Here is a 16,364-nt window from a genome sequence, read left to right on the forward strand (position 1 = left end):
CACCAGGTTGGAGATCAGAAGTTGACGTTCACGGTCGCCAGCGCCTTGCGGCCGCTCTTGTAAACGCCGCGCGGCAGCTGCTGCGTGTTGGCGTATGCGTAATATTGGCTGTCGGTCAGGTTCATGCCCGAAAGCGTGAGCCCGATTTCCTTGGTGAAGTTCCAGGTCGCCGAGACGTCCACATTGGCGGCGTCGCGGACATACATCTGATCGCCGCGGTCGATGCCGGTGAAGTACTTCGAGCGCCAGGTATAGGTCGCGCGCAGCGCCACCGGGCCGGTCTCGAAGAACGGGCTCAGGCTTGCCTGGTGCCGCGAGTTGTAGGGCAGGTCGGCACCGTTGTTCGCCGAGCCGTCCGAATAGGTGTAGTTGGCGAGGATGCCGAGGCCGAAGGGCAGGCTCTGCTGATAGGCGATGGCGAAGCCCTTCACCTCGGCCGAACCCGCATTGAACGGACGGGCGATCTGATAGGTCGTCACCATGTTCTGCGACGTGTTGAAGTGCTGCTCCGGCGCGGTCTGCGTCAGGATGTAGTTGCTGATGTCCTTGTAGAACACTTCGGCCGACAGGATCGCGCGGGGCGCCAGATACCATTCGAGCGACGCGTTGAAGTTGTTCGACTTGTAGGGCTTCAAGTCCGGATTGCCGCCGCCGCCGGTGAGGATCTGGTCGGAGAGCCAGAAATAATTGGTCTCGTCGGCATAGTTCGGGCGGGCGATCACCTGGGCCGCGGCGAAGCGGAAGATCAGGTCCTTCTTCACATCGGCGATGATGTTCACGCTCGGCAGGACATTGTCATAGCTGCTCTTGGTCGTCTGCCATACCCAGTCGGTCTGGGCCGTGCAGGTCGCGCCCGGCTTGCAGACATAGCCCGCGCTGTCAGTCGCGGTGTGGACGTAGCGCACGCCGAAATTGCCGCGGAAGCCGCCGGCGTCGAAATTCGCCTGGGCATAGAAGGCGTGGATCTTCTCCTTGATGTCCCAATTGCCCGCGGTGAACTCCGCCGCGGCGAACTTGGACGGAGTCGGCAGGTTCGGACGGCCCTGCACATAGTTCACCATCGAGTCGCCGTTGATGATGAAGCGGCCGGCCATCTGGTCGTTGATGCCGTCGAAGCCCGACAGGTAGTTGTCGGCGACGGTGCGCGTGTCGAAGATGCTCGCCGGCTGGGTGAAGCCATTGGCACCCGCAAGCGCGACGCCTTCATATTGCTGGCCGGTCTCGTGCTGGCGATATTTGTAGCCGAGCTGGATGCGCTTCAGCACGCCGTCGAACTTCAGGCCGAAATCGGCCTGGCCATAGCGCTCCTTGTCGGTGGTCGGCTTGTTGACGAGGTTGCCGCTCCAGCCCGAGTCGGTGACGAAGGCCGCCGGGTTGCCGAGCACGTTGCTGGTATAGCTGATCGTGCCGGGCTTGTCGGGCGCGCCGCTGATGTCGACGGTGTAGTTCGCCCAGTTGAGGAACTCGAGGAACACCTGCTTCTTGGTGCCGCCGTCCGCGTCGGACACGCCGCCTTCGACATTCAGGTCCCAGTTCACATCGTCCCAGCCGACCTGGCCATGGAAGGTCTGCGAGTGCATCTCGGCGACGCGGTACTGCGCGTCGAGCACCGACAGCGCGTTGTTGAAGGTCGCCGACTTGACGATGCCGTCCTGCACGGTCAGCCCGGTGAGCCGGCCGGCGCTGTTCCAGACATTGCCCGGGAAGGCGTACATCGACTGGTTGAGATTGTCATAGGTCGCATCGATGCGCAGCCAGTCGGCGGTGATCGTCAGCTCGTCGACCGGCTTCCACTGCGCCGTCGCCGAATAGGTCAGCCGCTCGCGGTCCTGCGCGAAATAGGAGGTGCCGAACGCGTTCGGGAACTTGGCGTTAGGGTTCGCCGCCAGCGTGGTGGCGCAGGTGGCGGTGCAGAGACCCGTATAGGTACGGCCGGCGGCCGGAACCGCAGGCGCCGCGAGCGAGCTGGTGTTGGCATCGTTCGCGCCGGCCCAGAAATTCGCGGTGATCGTGCCATAGCTTTCCAGGCCGTCGCGGCGCAGCTGGTCCTTGCTGCGCTGGAACGAGGCGAGGATGCCGAAGGTCTTGCTGTCATTGTGCCAGCTGACCAGCGCGGCGCCCTGCACGTCGCCCTTCTCGGAACGGTCATTGTAGAGATAGCCGAGCGAACCGGCGACCACGAGCGGCTTGAGGTCGAGCGGCTTGCGGGTCAGCACGTTGACGGTGCCGCCGATCGAGCCTTCGTCGATGCGCGGCTCGGGCGACTTGTAGACGTCGACGCGGTTGACGAGCTGCGGCGCGAGCAGCGCGTAGTTGAAGGTGCGGCCCGGATTGTCGAGGATGAACCAGTCGGCCGAGGCGACCGTCTGGCCGTTCAGCAGCGTGCGGTTCAGTGCCGGATCGGTGCCGAGGATCGAGACCTTCTCGCCCTGGCCGAACGCACGGTCGACGGTGACGCCCGGAACCAGCGTCAGCGCTTCCGCGACGTTGGTGTTGGGAAACTTGCCGACATCTTCGGCCGAGACCGAGTCGATGATCGCATCGGCCTTGCGCTTGGCATCGATCGACTGGGCGAGCGATGCGCGGAAGCCGGTGACGACGATCTCGCCGTCATCCTGCGCCGGCGGCGTGGTGTCTTGTGCATGCGCGGTGCCGCTGAGCAGCGCCATGGCACTGGCCGTGCCGATAAGAAATCCCCGGATCCCCATGTCTCATCCCCTTGGTCAGATGGTTCTGAACGTACTTATGATTCATTGTGGTATGGCACTGGCAGACCAGTCGCATACCAATATCTGTACCATTCCCCACTGGGCAGAGGTCGTCAAGACAGATTCTTACAGCTACATTACAGACCGGTGTAATTTTTCGCTGGCGTGTGGTCTGTTATTGGTACTAGTGTTGCATCAGGCACACAGCCGACCGATTAGGGGAACCGATGCCGCTGCTGGCGCAAAAGATCAGGCCGCTCGAAGGAGCAGGCAGGGGGCCGCTTTACCGGCAGCTCGAGACCGCGTTGCGCGAGGCGCTGCGCGACAATGTGCTCAAGCCCAACGAAGCGCTCCCCGCCGAGCGCGACCTGGCCGCCGATCTCTCCGTCTCGCGAATCACCCTGCGCAAGGCGATCGACAAGCTGGTGGACGAAGGCCTGCTGGTCCGCCGCCACGGCGCCGGCACCTTCGTGGCGGGCCGCGTCGAGAAGCAGTTCGCCAAGCTCTCCTCCTTTTCCGAAGACATGGCCTCGCGCGGCCGCACCGTGCGCAGCGAATGGCTGATCCGTGAGGCCGGCGTGGTGACCGGCGAGGAATCGCTGACCTTCGGCCTGAGCCCGGGCACTGCGGTCTATCGCTTCCACCGCATCCGCTATGCCGACGGCGTGCCGATGGCGGTCGAATTCGCGATCATCCCGGGCTTCGGCCTGTCCGAGCTCGAGGACGTCGATTCGTCGCTTTATGCCGCGCTCGAAGCCACCGGCAACCGCCCGGTGCGTGCGCTCCAGCGGCTGCGCGCCGCGCTATGCGATGCCGAACGTGCCGCCTTGCTGGGCGTAGAGGTCGGCGCGCCGGTCCTCTACATAGAGCGCCGCGGCTTCCTGGCCGATGGGCGGGTGATCGAAGCGACCACCAGCTGGTATCGCGGCGACGCCTATGACTTCGTCGCCGAACTCGACATGCGGGGCTGAGCCGATGAACCCCGAAACCACCAAGATGTTCGCCGAAGCGGGCGAGGCCGGCGCGGCCGTCCGCCGCCAGCTGGACCAAAATGCGCAAGTGGTACGCGAATTGGGCGCAGACCTCCGCGCGCGCCGTCCCCGCGGCGTGCTCACCTGCGCGCGCGGCAGTTCGGACCATGCCGCCACCTTCGGCCGCTATCTGATCGAGACGCGGCTGGAGCTGCTGACCACTTCGGTCTCGCCCTCGGTTGCCTCCGTCTACGGTGTCGAAACCGATTATTCGGACATGCTCGCGCTCGGCATCTCGCAATCGGGCAAGAGCCCCGACATCCTGGCGGCGATGCGCGCGGCCAAGGAAAGCGGCGCGCGCACCGTGGCGATGGTCAATGTCGAGACATCGCCGCTTGCCCTGGAATCGGACACGCTCGTCCCGCTCCAGGCCGGCGCCGAGGTCAGCGTCGCCGCGACCAAGTCGTACATCGCCGCCCTCGCTGCCCAGCTCCACCTGGTCGGCGAATGGGCGAATGACGATGCGCTGAAAAGCGGGATCGCCGCGCTGCCCGATCTGCTGGAGACTGCCTGGGCCGCCGACTGGTCGCCCTTGGTCGAGCGGCTGCACGATGCGCGCGGGCTCTATGTGATCGGCCGCGGCATGGGCTTCGGCGTGGCACAGGAAGCCGCGCTCAAGTTCAAGGAGACCTGCGGGCTTCATGCCGAGGCGTTCAGCGCCGCCGAGGTCCGCCACGGTCCGATGGCGCTGGTCGGTCCGGACTTCCCGCTGCTCGTCTTCCGCCAGGACGATGCCACCGCGGATGGCGTCGACGAACTGGTCGCCGATGTGCTGGCGCGCGGCGGCGACGTGCTGGTGAGCGGCGGGCATGTGCCGGGCGCGATCCACCTTCCCCATCCTGCGGCCGGCCCGGCAATCGAGCCGATCCTGCAGATCCAGGCATTCTACCGCGCCGCCAACGCGCTCTCGATCGCGCGCGGCTTCGATCCCGATCGGCCGCCGTCGCTCGCCAAGGTGACCGAGACGATCTGATGCAGGCGCTGATTCCGACTCGCGCGCTGGTGGACGGCGCGCTGCAAACCGGCGTCGCCGTGCTGATCGATGGCGCGCGCATCGCCGGCGTGGTGCCGGCCGATGCGATTCCCGCCGATGCCGCGATGCGGCATCTCGCCGGCACGCTCGTCCCAGGCTTCATCGACACCCAGGTCAATGGCGGCGGCGGCGTGCTGTTCAACGATGAACCCACGGTCGAAGGCATCGCCGCGATCGGCGCCGCGCATCGCCGCTTCGGCACCACCGGCTTCCTGCCGACGCTGATCAGCGACGATATCGAAGTGGTCCGCCGTGCGGTCATCGCGGTCGATGCGGCGATCGAAGCGGGCGTGCCCGGTGTGCTCGGCATCCATATCGAGGGCCCGTTCCTCAACGTCGACCGCAAGGGCATCCATTCCGCCGACAAGATCCGCCCGCTCGATGCCGAGGGCATCACGGCGCTGACCGGCCTCCAGCGCGGCCGCACGCTGGTGACGCTTGCCCCCGAGCGCGTGGCGATCTCGGACATCGAGCAGCTCGTCGCCGCCGGCGTGATCGTCGCGGCAGGGCACACCAATGCCCGCTACGACCAGGCCAAGGCGGCGGTGGCCGCCGGCATGCGCGGCGTCACCCATCTGTTCAACGCGATGTCGCCGCTCGGCTCGCGCGAGCCCGGCATGGTCGGCGCCTCGCTCGACTCCGGCGAACTGGTCTGCGGCATCATCGTCGATGGCCATCATGTGAATCCGGCGACGTTGCGTCTCGCGCTGCGTTGCAAGCCGGCGAGCGGCTTCATGCTGGTGACCGATGCGATGCCTTCGGTCGGATCGGACGCGGGCGATTTCATGCTCCAGGGCCGCCACATCACCGTGAGGGACGGCGCCTGCCGCAGCGACGACGGCACGCTCGCCGGATCGCATCTCGATATGGCGGCGGCGGTGCGCAACACCGTCGAAATGCTCGGCGTCGATCTCGCCACTGCAGTCGAAATGGCCAGCGCCAGCCCCGCTACGCTGATCGGCCTCGCCGACACGCATGGCCGCATCGCCACGGGCATGGCCGCAGACCTGGTGCTGCTCGACGATGCGGGAGAGGTCAGCGCGACCTGGATCGGCGGGGCTTAGAGGCTAAGCCCAAAGCGCGCCGACAGTATTTCGTCATCCCCGCGAAGGCGGGATCCAGGGTAGTTCGGGAAATCGCAGCATTCGCGCATTGGGATTCCGGAACGGCCAAAGCGCCCCGCGCACGCGCAGCTCTTGGCTCTGGATCCCCGCCTTCGCGGGGATGCGATGGGAAGGGCAATGAACCGCGGCTTGCAATGTAGGATTTCGCCTGCTCCAAACTGGTGGATGCAAGCCGTCCTTCTTTTCCCCATCTATCGCACCCGCGGAAACGCGCGTGAGAGGGGAAAACAGGCTCCCCGTAGCGTATGTTTCGTAAACTTCCGCGGCCCTCGACCTATCCGAATCGGCTGCGAATCGCTGCCTGGCCCCGGGGCTTCACCGCACCGGCTTGCCCCGCTTTGCCCACAGGCGTAGCGCTTCCGCATGACCGACTCCACCAAGCAGCTCGACTATGTCGAGGCGCATCTCGACGATAGCCTGGACCGACTCTTCGCGCTGATGCGCGTCCCCTCGGTCTCCACCGACCCGGCCTATGCCGAGCAGTGCCAGCATGCCGCGACTTTGCTCTCCGACGAGCTGAACGGCTTGGGCTTCACTGCCCGCGTCGCGCCGACGCCCGGCCATCCGATGGTGGTCGCGCATCATGACGGGGATGGCCCGCACATCCTGTTCTACGGCCATTACGACGTGCAACCGGTCGATCCGCTCAATCTGTGGAAGCGCGATCCCTTCGATCCGGTGATCGAGACGCGCGCCGATGGTGCGAAGCAGATCGTCGGCCGTGGCGCCTCGGACGACAAGGGCCAGCTGCGCACCTTCGTCGAGGCCTGCCGTGCCTGGAAGGAGACCGAAGGGCGCCTGCCCTGCAAGGTCACCATATTGTTCGAAGGCGAGGAAGAATCGGGCTCGAAGAGTCTCGAGCCCTTCCTCCACGCCAATGCCGAGGAGCTGAAGGCCGATTTCGCGCTGATCTGCGACACGCTGATGTGGGACACCGAGACGCCAGGCCTCACCATCGGCCTGCGCGGCATGGCCGCCGGCCAGGTGACGATCCGCGCGGCGTCGCGCGACTTGCATTCGGGCCTTTATGGCGGCGCGGCGCGCAATCCGATCCAGCTGCTCTGCTCGATCCTCGGCGAGATTAAGGACGCCGATGGCCGGGTGACGCTCGACGGCTTCTATGACGGCGTGCCCGAGGTGACGCCGGAAGTCCGCAAGAGCTGGGACGCGCTCGGCTTCGACGCCTCGGAGTTCCTGGGCGAGATCGGCCTGAGCGTGCCAGCCGGCGAGAAGGGCCATGACGTGCTCGAGCAGGTCTGGTCGCGGCCGACCGCCGAGATCAACGGCATCTGGGGCGGCTATACCGGCGAGGGCTTCAAGACGGTGATCCCCGCAGAAGCCCACGCAAAAGTGAGCTTCCGCCTGGTCGGCACGCAGAACCCTGATCAGGTCTGGACGGCGTTCGAAGAGCATGTCCGCTCGCGCCTGCCCAGCGATTGTTCGGTCGAATTCACCGGCCGCGGCCCCGGCAGCCCGGCGGTGACCGTCTCCAGCGACAGTCCGCCGCTCGAAGCCACCCGCGCGGCGCTCGACGCCGAATGGGGCAAGGCGGCGCTGATCGGCTGTGGCGGCGGCATTCCCGTCGTCACCTCGATCTCGAGGATCCTGGGCATGGACACGGTGCTGGTCGGCTTCGCGCTGACTGACGACAATATCCATTCGCCCAATGAGAAGTACGACCTCAAGAGCTTCCACAAGGGCATCCGCTCCTGGGTGCGAATCCTGGCGAAGCTCGGTGAGATGGCGAAGGTGCCCGCCTGATCCCACTGGCCCGGATCGCCGGCTTGCGGTAGGTTCGGGGCCATGGGGAACGGGGCGCGATATCTTGCACTGATGCTGGCCGGCGTCGCGCTCGCGGCGTGCAAGCCGGATGCTGCAAAGCCTGTGCAGAAGGCCGAGGCGAGCGAGCCTACCGCCTCCGCGCCGGTCGCGGCCAACGCGCCGCTTCACGATTGGCTGGTCGGCAACTGGTCGTTCGAGGCAAGCTGTGCGAGCGACTTCATCGCCCATTACGGCGCCGATGGCAGCCTGGACAACAGCGGCGAGATGGGCGGCTGGGCGCTGGCCGGCAACACCATCACCGAGACGATCCGCGAGCGCTATGACAGCGCGGCGAGCGACGGCGCCGAGAAGGTCGAACCGGCCGAGACGCGCAACTACACGGTCGAGCGCATCGACCAGGATCACGGCACGATCACCTATCAGGGTCGCGAGGTGCCGATGCTGCGCTGTTGACGGCACCGGCCGAAGGATCGATAGCGACACCATGGTTCCCCTTTCGTTCGCCGGCCACGAGTTGATGGCGCTGCCCGAGGGGGCGCTCTACTGGCCGGCGCGCCGGGCGCTGCTCGTCGCCGACCTGCATTTCGAGAAGGGCAGCTGGTTTGCCCAGCGCGGCCAGATGCTGCCGCCCTATGATTCGATCGCGACGCTGCACGCGGTGGAAGCGTTGGCAACGCGGACCCAGGCCCGCGAGCTCTGGTGCCTGGGCGACAGCTTCCACGATTCGAAAGGCTGCGAGCGGCTGCCGGCGGACGCCCGCGCGCTGCTCACCGACCTCACCACCCGGCTCGACTGGCGCTGGATCACCGGCAACCATGACAGCCTGCTGGTCGATCATTGCGGCGGCACGATCCTGGAGGAAGCCGAAGTCGATGGCCTGATCCTGCGCCACGAAGCCGAGCCCGGCGATCCGCGCCCCGAGTTGTCGGGCCATTTCCATCCCAAGCTGCGCCTGCGCATCCGCGGGCGGCAAGTGGCGCGGCGCTGCTTCGTCGCCTCGCCGACCAAGCTGATCCTGCCCGCCTTCGGTGCGCTCACCGGAGGGCTCGATGCGCATCACCCGGAGATCGTCCGCGCCGTCGGCCGCAGCGCCCAGGCATTGGTCGCACTTGAGGACCGGCTGCTGCGCTTCCCGCTCGCTGCCTAGTCGTCGGCCTTGCGGTCCTCGATATTGGCGCACTCGACCGGACCCTGTCCGATCACCTTGCACTTGCCGTTGCCGATCACCCGCACAGCGCCGCTTGAAGTGGCGCTGACCTGTGCATTGTAGCGCACGCCGACGGTCAGCGCGCCGCTGCTTCCCGATACGAGCACAGCATCGGCGCTGGTGAGCCCGCCCGCGTCGAGGCTGCTCGCCCCGTAGAGCCGAACGCGCAGATGGAGCGCGCTGCCGGCCAACGCGACCACCCCCGCCCCCGCCATGGTCACGCTCAGATCCTGCGTATCGACCTTGCCGACGTCGATCCGACCCTCGCCATTGAGTGCGATGTCGATCCGACTGTCCTTGAGCTCGGCGATCCTGAGCAGCGTGCCGCCGTTGGTCTGCACCACGCGCAGCCCCGGCACCGAGACGCGGATGCGCGCGCCGCTCGCGGCCTTGCCCCCGGCCGATTGCCAGCCTTCGGTGCCGGTGTTGAGGACTAGCGTCCCCGCCTCGACGCGGACCCCCACCCGATCGATCACGGCGCGGTCGCCGCCGATCCTCACGCCGGGCGATCCCGGCACGACTTCGACCGCGAACGGCCCGTCGACGCGGAGCCGATCGAAGCCGGTGACCATCACAACGCGCTCGTCGCCCGGCGCCGCGGCACCGACGAGAAGCAGGAACGGGGCGAGAGTGAGCCGGTGCATGGCCCACCCTCGCCCGGCTTCAGCCCCTATGCAAGATCAGGGGCACGCGAGATCAGGAGCAGCGCGCCTCGCCCGAGCCTAGCGAATGGACGCTGCACTTGGCGCCGCCGGTGAGCTCGACATCGCCCGAACCGATCAGCGAAACCGAGGCCTCGCCCTTCACCACGCCCTTCAGGCTGCCCGAGCCAGCGATCGAGACATCCGCACCGGTCGCGCTGTACTTGCTCGCATCGACATCACCCGAGCCGGCGATCGACACCGAGAGCTTGCCGCCGCTGCCCGCGACGTCGAGATCGCCCGAGCCGGCGATAGACAGGTCGGCATCGGTGGCGGTGAGCGAGGCGATGCTGAGATTGCCCGAACCCGCGATGGCGCCGCTGAAGTCGCCCTGCGCCTTGTCGACGGTCATGTTGCCCGAGCCGCTGACGCTGGCGGCGGTGAGGCTGGGCAGCGTGACATGGATCTTCATGCCGTGATCGCTCGACATCGAAAAGCCCTTCTCGTCCTTGCGACCGACGCGCAGCGTGCCGTCGACCACCTGGATCTCGAGCTTGTCGAGCGTCGCCGCATCGCCTTCGGCGGTGACTGCGAACTGGGCGCCATTCTTCACCTCCACATCGTCCGGGCCGCGCAGATCCACCTTGGTGAAGCCGCTGGCGGCGAAATTGCGGGTGGTGCCGGCACCGCTCGGCGGAACGGTGTTGCCGTCCTTTTCCCAGCTGGCGTGGCAGCCGGAGATGGCCAGGGCCGGCACAAGGACCAGGCCGATCAGGGCAACGCGCATCAAACTTCTCCCGAGACTATGTGTGTTGCTAAACCAATACACTATCGATCAGACAAGGAAAAGGGGCGGTTTTCAAGGCCGCCCCTATCCTTGGAAAGTCACAAAAGTCGCAACGCTCACGCGCGTGCGCGCGTCAGGCCGGAACCTTGTCCTTGTTCCAGGTCACCGCTGCCTTGCGCAGGATGTCGAGGATCTTCTCGAGCGCGGCCGGCTCGTCGATCTCTTCCATCGCCGCGAGCTCGCGGGCGAGGCGGCTTGCGGCCGCTTCGAAGATCTGGCGCTCCGAATAGCTCTGCTCGGGCTGATCGTCGGCACGGAACAGGTCGCGGACCACTTCGGCGATCGACACCAGGTCGCCCGAATTGATCTTCGCCTCATATTCCTGGGCGCGGCGCGACCACATGGTGCGCTTCACCTTGGGCTTGCCCTTGAGCGTGTCGAGCGCTTCCCTGAGCGTCTTGTCGCTCGAGAGCTTGCGCATGCCCACGCTTTCCGCCTTGTTGGTGGGAACGCGGAGAGTCATCTTCTCTTTTTCGAAACGCAGCACGTAAAGCTCGAGCTGCATCCCCGCGATTTCAGATTTCTGGAGCTCGATGACACGGCCAACGCCGTGCTTGGGGTAAACGACATAATCGCCGACGTCGAAGGACAGCGCCTTTGCAGCCATGTGCGAGGAACCTTTCGTGTAACCGGCCCCGACGGGGCGGTGTCCACCCTGGCGGAATGCAGGGCGGGCTGGTCGGGGCGACTTCTTTTTGTTTCTCCGGGCGGAGGGCAGTCTTCCTCCGTCGGCGCCCATTTAACACGCTTGCAATAAAATTACCAGCCAAACGTCACCATTTGGCTGTGCAAAAATGCAGTTTTCCGCAGGTTCATGCGGATTACGCGGTCTTAACCGCCAAATCGGGTAAGCCTAGCTGCCCGATCCCGGCTCGGCGGAGAAGAATTTGTCGAACTTGCCTTCAACGTCCTTCATCGCATCGGCATCGGCGGGCACATCGCCCTTCTGCGTGATGTTCGGCCAGGATTCCGAATAATTGCGGTTGAGCTCCAGCCACTTCTCGAGGCCGTTCTCGGTATCCGGCAGGATCGCCTCGGCCGGGCATTCCGGCTCGCATACGCCGCAATCGATGCACTCGCTCGGATTGATGACGAGCATGTTCTCGCCCTCGTAGAAGCAGTCGACCGGACAGACTTCGACGCAGTCCATGTACTTGCACCGGATGCAGGCGTCGGTGACGACATAGGTCATGGAAACTGGCCTCTTGGATCGGAAACGTGACCGTCCTGCTATGCCCGTCGATTCCAGACGTCAATCAAATGGCGCTTCCTGCGAGACGTTCTCAGCGATGCTGAGGTCCTGATAACAGGCCCTTCCCTCGGCCGGCGGACCCCGCCGCGCCGGTAGCTGCTCGACCCGTACGACACGCACCTTGCCATAGAGCGGGAAGGCGATGACGCAGCCCACGCGCACCGAAGCGGAGCTGCGCTCGACGCGGCGGCCGTCGATGCGCAGCGTGCCCTTCTCCGCAATCCCCTGCGCGGCCGAGCGGGTGGCGGCGAGGCGCGACCACCAGAGGAACCGATCGACCCGCATCGTCGCGCCCTCAGCCATGCTTCAGCTCCGCGAGCACCGCGAACGCATTGTCGCGCGGCGGCGCCTTGGGCTTGGGCGGTGCCACTAGGCCCTGCCAGATCCAGCGCTGTGGCTGGCCTTCCGCGCCGCGCGCGGTGCGGAAACCCAGCTGCGCCATCAATCGTGCCAGGGTCTCGGCGGTGAGCCCTATCGAGGTGGCGAGCGCGGGATCGGGGGCGAAGGGCTTTCTTCCTTGGCGTGCATCATGCGCGGCACGGGCGATCCGCTCGACCAAGTCGAGGCGCACGGCCTGGGCACCGAGCGGGCGATAGCCATAGGGCAGGTCGGCGCCGGGAGCGGCGCGCGGCAGCACGGTGGCACCTTCTGCCGGGGCATCGGGCAGACCCATCAACTCGCGCCGCCAGCGCGCGGCGGTCGGTTTGAGCAAAGCGGGGGCGAAGAGATCGAGCGTGCCGATGGTGACGCCGATCTGGCGCAGCCGGTGACGGGCCTGCCCATCGAGCGCTTCGATCAGGGCGGCAGCCGCACGGCGCGGCAACAGGCCACCCGCTTCGAGCAGCGCATTGGCGAGCGCGCGCAGCGGTGAGCCAGCCTGCGGATCGCGCGCCACTTCATCGAGCTTGCCGAGCACGGTGAGGCGCGTGCCGATCTGATCCGCGAACCAGCGTTCGAGGCGGCTTTGAATGGCGGCTTTCGCTTGGGGATCGAGAACGTCCAGCGAGCGATCCATAGCGATGCGGGGACGAGCAATGTTCGGTCCCGGCTTGAGATCGGCAATGGCGGAACCGCGCCATTCCATCTTCCCCGCAGAAAGCCGGAGTTCCCCATCCGCGGCTTCGATCAATGCCTGGCCGCGCTTCCGGTACTCGCTCCCAAGCCTTTTCTCCGCCGCCGCGAGCAGCATACGCTTGTCTCCCGCACGCGCCTCGGGCGCGACGGTGAAGTGGAACCCCTGAAGCGTGCCCAGCGGATATTCCTCGACGCTGACTTCGCCTTCCGGCCCGATCGTCACCGGCAGGTTCGAGGCATCGGCGCCGATCTGGCGGAGCAGCACGGTGGTGCGCTTGTCGACGAAGCGCTGGGTCAGGCTGGCGTGGAGCGCGTCGGACAGCTTCTCCTCGATGGCCCGCGTACGCTCGGCCCAGTGGATCGGGTCCTCCAGCCAATCGGCGCGGTGGGCGATATAGGCCCAGCTGCGCGCGGCGGCGATGCGTCCGGCCAGCGTCTCGACATCGCCGCCCATATTGTCGAGCCGCGCGATCTCGTCGGCGAACCAGGTGTGCGGCACATGCCCGCGTGCTTCGGAGAGATGGCCGAACAGCCTGCCGACGAAGCGGCTGTGCGGCTCGGCGCCGAGCTTGCGGAAATCGGGCAGGCCGCACGCCCCCCATAGCCGCTGGACCATCGCTGGCGAGCGGACGCGGTCGCGCACCCAATCCTCTTCGGACAGCCGCTTGAGCACGGCCAGGTCCACCGCTTCGAGCGCGGCGCGCAGGGCTTCGTGGTGCGGCTTGGCTTCCAGGCTGGCGATCAGCGCCTCGACGCTGTCGAAATCGGGTTCGCCTTCGCGCCAATAGAGCTTTTCGAGCGGCGGCACCCGGTGCGCCTCGATCGCAAGCACTTCCTCGGGCGTGAAGGCATTGGGGCCCTGCTCGTGCAGCGCGCCGAAGCTGCCGTCCTTCTGATGGCGTCCGGCGCGGCCGGCGATCTGCGCCATCTCGGCGACGGTCAGCCGGCGCTGGCGGCGGCCGTCGAACTTGTTGAGCGAGGCGAAGGCGACATGGTGCACGTCCATGTTCAGCCCCATGCCGATCGCATCGGTGGCAACGAGATAATCGACTTCGCCAGCCTGGAACATCTCGACCTGGGCGTTGCGGGTGCGCGGGGATAGCGCGCCCATCACCACCGCCGCGCCACCGCGCAGCCGGCGCAGCGCCTCGGCCACGGCATAGACTTCCTCGGCACTGAACGCGACGATCGCGCTTCGCCTGGGCAGGCGGGAGAGCTTCTTGGCGCCGGCATAGCTGAGCGTCGAGAAGCGCGGCCGGCCGATAACCTCGGCTTCGGGCACCAGCGCCTTGAGCATGGGTTTGAGCGAATCCGAGCCGAGGATCATCGTCTCCGCAAAGCCCCGCGCGCGCAGCAGCCGATCGGTGAAGACATGCCCGCGCTCGGGATCCGCCCCCAGCTGCGCCTCGTCGAGCCCGACGAACGCCACTTCACGCTCGAGCGGCATCGATTCGGTAGTGCACAAGAACCAGCGCGCCTTCGGCGGCAGGATCTTCTCCTCGCCGGTGATCAGCGCGACTTCGTCGGCCCTGCCCTTCATCCGGACGACGCGATCATAGACTTCGCGCGCCAGCAGGCGCAGCGGGAAGCCGATCATGCCGCTGGCATGACCCGCCATCCGCTCCACTGCCAGGTGCGTCTTGCCGGTGTTGGTGGGCCCCAGCACCGCGGTGATCTCTGAACGCGCGAAACGACTCATTGCACTGTCCAAGATCGTTCCGAGTCGCCCCTTAAGCAACTCCCCTGCATTGGCGATTCGCCTTAACCATGTTGGAATTACTACCGAATATGCTGAAAGCCTCGCTTCATCGGCGAGGTGGCACAACTCGCCGCACGATTCGGCCCCAGACAGGGTACTTAATTTGACTTTAAGTCCTGCCTTCCACAGTGATCTAGTCGGTAGCCGGGGGTTTACGGCACGACATCGACGACCTTTTGGGGGGCGTTGCGCCTTGTATTTGCGTAGTGACCATGGAGAGAGCCTTGGCGGCGGCGCAGCACCTGCGCGCGTCACTGCGCCTGCGCAGGGTCTTTCCGCCCGCCTGAGCGAGCGTTTCGCCGATTTCGAATTCGCACCAGACCTGGGATCGCGCATCGGCTCGCTGACCTGGTATCGCGGTGCCGCGACCTGTGTCGGCCTCATCGCCGCTGCGCTGCTGCTCGCACCGGGCTTCGAGAATCCGATCTATGGCTCGGTCCCCGCACCGCTCTCCGGCGCCGAATGGGACGCGACCCAGGCGCAGGCGATCAAGCCGCTCGGCATGGGCGGCGGCACCGGCGTCCGCGTCGCCGCGACCGGCCTCGTCACACCGCTGACCGACACGCCGGAGCGGCCGATCCTCGAAGGCACCACCAAGCTGGCCTCGGGCGGCTCCTTGCTCTCGACGCTGCTGCGCTCGGGCATCGGCAAGACCGACGCCACCGCTGTAAGCAGCATGATCACCAAGGCCGTGGCGCTGGACGAGATCCAGTCGAACACGATGGCCGAATATACGCTGGGCCGCCGCGTCGACAAGTCGCAGCCGCGCCCGCTCGAGAAGCTCGATATACGCACCCGGTTCGACCAGCGCGTCGAATTCGTCCGCACCGGCAGCGTGCTGTCGATGCGCGCGATCCCGATCGCGATCGACAAGACGCCGCTGCGCATCCAGGGCACGATCGGCTCGTCGCTCTACCGCTCGGCCCGCGCCGCCGGCGCGCCGGCCAAGGCGGTGGAATCCTATATCCGCACGCTCGCCAGCCGCATGCCCGTCTCGCGGCTCAGCTCGCACTGCCAGTTCGACATCATCCTGGGCCAGGCGCGTGCCGAGACCGGCGAAGTGCAGCTCGGCAATCTGATGCTGGCGCGCGTCACCGGTTGCTCGAACGATGTGACGCTCGCGCCGTTCGAGCAGGGCGGCAAGACCACCTGGTTCGACGGCGCCGGCAAGGGCAGCAGCACCGGCTCGATGGCGATGCCGGCAAATGGCCGCTTCTCGTCGGGCTTCGGCATGCGCCGCCACCCGATCCTCGGCTATGTCCGCATGCACAAGGGCGTGGACATAGCCGCGCCCTGGGGCTCGCCGGTGTTCGCCGCGAGCGACGGCGTGGTCCAGTTCGCCGGGCGCAGCAGCGGCTATGGCAATCTGATCCGCATCAACCATGGCGGCCCCTATGGCACCGGCTATGGCCATCTCAGCCGCATCTATGTGCGCAGTGGCGAGCGCGTGCGCCGCGGCCAGCGGATCGGCGCGATCGGCAATGAAGGCCTGTCGACCGGCCCGCACCTCCACTATGAGCTCTACAAGAACGGCGTCGCGGTGAACCCGCGCTCGGTGTCGTTCACCAGCACCCAACAGCTGACCGGCGGCGACCTTGGCGAGTTCAAGGCGCAGGTCAACCGGCTGCTCTCGGTGCCGGTCGGGCACGGCGCAGTGAAGGACGCCGAGGACTGAGACGGTCGGCATTCCGCGAATGCCGGCCACCAACCCCCGTCCTACGGCGCTTCGCCGAGCGACTCGCCAAAGTTCACGAAGTACATGCCCAAAGCGGTTTTTCGACGCGCTTGAATTGACACAATTCCCGCTGACGCGGCGCATCTCGCAACTTCCTTGCGCGCGAGATCTCCTATCTTTCCAACAAGGCAAAGAGCGGCCGGACCAGAAGTCCGGCGAAGTGAGCCAAGC

Annotated in this window: 14 protein-coding genes; 7 read left to right on the forward strand and 7 right to left on the reverse strand. The window is 66.4% G+C overall.

Annotated features, from left to right (window positions below):
* Nucleotides 1–14 precede the first annotated feature (14 nt).
* Nucleotides 15–2,708: a TonB-dependent receptor gene (locus tag AC1RPL_RS19310; protein WP_493071678.1), complete on the reverse strand. Its 2,694-nt coding sequence runs from the start codon at nucleotides 2,706–2,708 to the stop codon at nucleotides 15–17.
* Between the two features lie 227 nt (nucleotides 2,709–2,935).
* On the opposite strand from AC1RPL_RS19310, the gene AC1RPL_RS19315 reads away from it, so the two are divergent.
* From AC1RPL_RS19315 to pdeM, 6 genes are all read left to right on the forward strand, one after another.
* Complete coding sequence (locus AC1RPL_RS19315; RefSeq protein ID WP_493071679.1) at nucleotides 2,936–3,679, forward strand: GntR family transcriptional regulator; 744 nt, start codon at nucleotides 2,936–2,938, stop codon at nucleotides 3,677–3,679.
* A gap of 4 nt (nucleotides 3,680–3,683) precedes the next feature.
* On the forward strand, nucleotides 3,684–4,712 hold the full coding sequence (locus AC1RPL_RS19320; protein WP_493071680.1) for an SIS domain-containing protein: 1,029 nt from the start codon (nucleotides 3,684–3,686) through the stop codon (nucleotides 4,710–4,712).
* Entirely contained in the window at nucleotides 4,709–5,836 is a 1,128-nt protein-coding gene (nagA, locus tag AC1RPL_RS19325; RefSeq protein ID WP_493071818.1) for an N-acetylglucosamine-6-phosphate deacetylase, read from the forward strand. Before AC1RPL_RS19320 ends, nagA begins: the two co-directional genes overlap by 4 nt.
* A gap of 423 nt (nucleotides 5,837–6,259) precedes the next feature.
* Nucleotides 6,260–7,657, forward strand: coding sequence for a M20/M25/M40 family metallo-hydrolase (locus AC1RPL_RS19330; protein ID WP_493071682.1), 1,398 nt, complete (start codon nucleotides 6,260–6,262; stop codon nucleotides 7,655–7,657).
* A 42-nt stretch (nucleotides 7,658–7,699) separates the two neighbouring features.
* Nucleotides 7,700–8,131 (forward strand): hypothetical protein, encoded by a 432-nt coding sequence (locus AC1RPL_RS19335; RefSeq protein WP_493071683.1) that lies wholly within the window; start codon nucleotides 7,700–7,702, stop codon nucleotides 8,129–8,131.
* Between the two features lie 31 nt (nucleotides 8,132–8,162).
* Nucleotides 8,163–8,825 (forward strand): ligase-associated DNA damage response endonuclease PdeM, encoded by a 663-nt coding sequence (pdeM, locus tag AC1RPL_RS19340; RefSeq protein ID WP_493071685.1) that lies wholly within the window; start codon nucleotides 8,163–8,165, stop codon nucleotides 8,823–8,825.
* Here pdeM and AC1RPL_RS19345 read toward each other — a convergent pair.
* The 6 genes from AC1RPL_RS19345 to AC1RPL_RS19370 form a co-directional block, all read right to left on the reverse strand.
* Nucleotides 8,822–9,529, reverse strand: coding sequence for a GIN domain-containing protein (locus AC1RPL_RS19345; RefSeq protein ID WP_493071687.1), 708 nt, complete (start codon nucleotides 9,527–9,529; stop codon nucleotides 8,822–8,824). The two genes, pdeM and AC1RPL_RS19345, sit on opposite strands and share 4 nt — an antisense overlap.
* 52 nt (nucleotides 9,530–9,581) lie before the next feature.
* A complete protein-coding gene (locus AC1RPL_RS19350; RefSeq protein ID WP_493071689.1) occupies nucleotides 9,582–10,313 on the reverse strand; it encodes a head GIN domain-containing protein in 732 nt (243 codons plus the stop codon).
* Between the two features lie 133 nt (nucleotides 10,314–10,446).
* Nucleotides 10,447–10,980 (reverse strand): CarD family transcriptional regulator, encoded by a 534-nt coding sequence (locus tag AC1RPL_RS19355; protein WP_348974039.1) that lies wholly within the window; start codon nucleotides 10,978–10,980, stop codon nucleotides 10,447–10,449.
* 246 nt (nucleotides 10,981–11,226) lie between these two features.
* A complete protein-coding gene (fdxA, locus tag AC1RPL_RS19360) occupies nucleotides 11,227–11,565 on the reverse strand; it encodes a ferredoxin FdxA (RefSeq protein WP_493071691.1) in 339 nt (112 codons plus the stop codon).
* A gap of 60 nt (nucleotides 11,566–11,625) precedes the next feature.
* The gene (locus AC1RPL_RS19365; RefSeq protein WP_493071693.1) at nucleotides 11,626–11,928 is read right to left on the reverse strand and encodes a S4 domain-containing protein; all 303 of its coding nucleotides are present in this window, start codon (nucleotides 11,926–11,928) and stop codon (nucleotides 11,626–11,628) included.
* Nucleotides 11,921–14,398, reverse strand: coding sequence for a helicase-related protein (locus AC1RPL_RS19370; protein ID WP_493071694.1), 2,478 nt, complete (start codon nucleotides 14,396–14,398; stop codon nucleotides 11,921–11,923). The genes AC1RPL_RS19365 and AC1RPL_RS19370 overlap by 8 nt, the downstream gene beginning before the upstream one ends.
* Nucleotides 14,399–14,651: 253 nt before the next feature.
* Between AC1RPL_RS19370 and AC1RPL_RS19375 the strand changes: the two genes are divergently transcribed.
* Complete coding sequence (locus tag AC1RPL_RS19375) at nucleotides 14,652–16,133, forward strand: M23 family metallopeptidase (RefSeq protein WP_493071696.1); 1,482 nt, start codon at nucleotides 14,652–14,654, stop codon at nucleotides 16,131–16,133.
* The last annotated feature ends 231 nt before the right edge of the window (nucleotides 16,134–16,364 follow it).

It is taken from the genome of Sphingomonas sp. GW821-FHT12D09, assembly GCF_058807215.1.

Excerpts from the sequence above, each read along its gene's own strand:
- AC1RPL_RS19350 (WP_493071689.1), bottom strand. The coding sequence starts at position 10,313 with ATGCGCGTTGCCCTGATCGGCCTGGTCCTTGTGCCGGCCCTGGCCATC.
- AC1RPL_RS19365 (WP_493071693.1), bottom strand. The coding sequence starts at position 11,928 with ATGGCTGAGGGCGCGACGATGCGGGTCGATCGGTTCCTCTGGTGGTCG.
- AC1RPL_RS19315 (WP_493071679.1), top strand. The coding sequence starts at position 2,936 with ATGCCGCTGCTGGCGCAAAAGATCAGGCCGCTCGAAGGAGCAGGCAGG.
- AC1RPL_RS19335 (WP_493071683.1), top strand. The coding sequence starts at position 7,700 with ATGGGGAACGGGGCGCGATATCTTGCACTGATGCTGGCCGGCGTCGCG.
- AC1RPL_RS19310 (WP_493071678.1), bottom strand. The coding sequence starts at position 2,708 with ATGGGGATCCGGGGATTTCTTATCGGCACGGCCAGTGCCATGGCGCTG.
- AC1RPL_RS19320 (WP_493071680.1), top strand. The coding sequence starts at position 3,684 with ATGAACCCCGAAACCACCAAGATGTTCGCCGAAGCGGGCGAGGCCGGC.
- fdxA (WP_493071691.1), bottom strand. The coding sequence starts at position 11,565 with ATGACCTATGTCGTCACCGACGCCTGCATCCGGTGCAAGTACATGGAC.
- AC1RPL_RS19330 (WP_493071682.1), top strand. The coding sequence starts at position 6,260 with ATGACCGACTCCACCAAGCAGCTCGACTATGTCGAGGCGCATCTCGAC.
- pdeM (WP_493071685.1), top strand. The coding sequence starts at position 8,163 with ATGGTTCCCCTTTCGTTCGCCGGCCACGAGTTGATGGCGCTGCCCGAG.
- AC1RPL_RS19355 (WP_348974039.1), bottom strand. The coding sequence starts at position 10,980 with ATGGCTGCAAAGGCGCTGTCCTTCGACGTCGGCGATTATGTCGTTTAC.
- AC1RPL_RS19370 (WP_493071694.1), bottom strand. The coding sequence starts at position 14,398 with ATGAGTCGTTTCGCGCGTTCAGAGATCACCGCGGTGCTGGGGCCCACC.
- AC1RPL_RS19345 (WP_493071687.1), bottom strand. The coding sequence starts at position 9,529 with ATGCACCGGCTCACTCTCGCCCCGTTCCTGCTTCTCGTCGGTGCCGCG.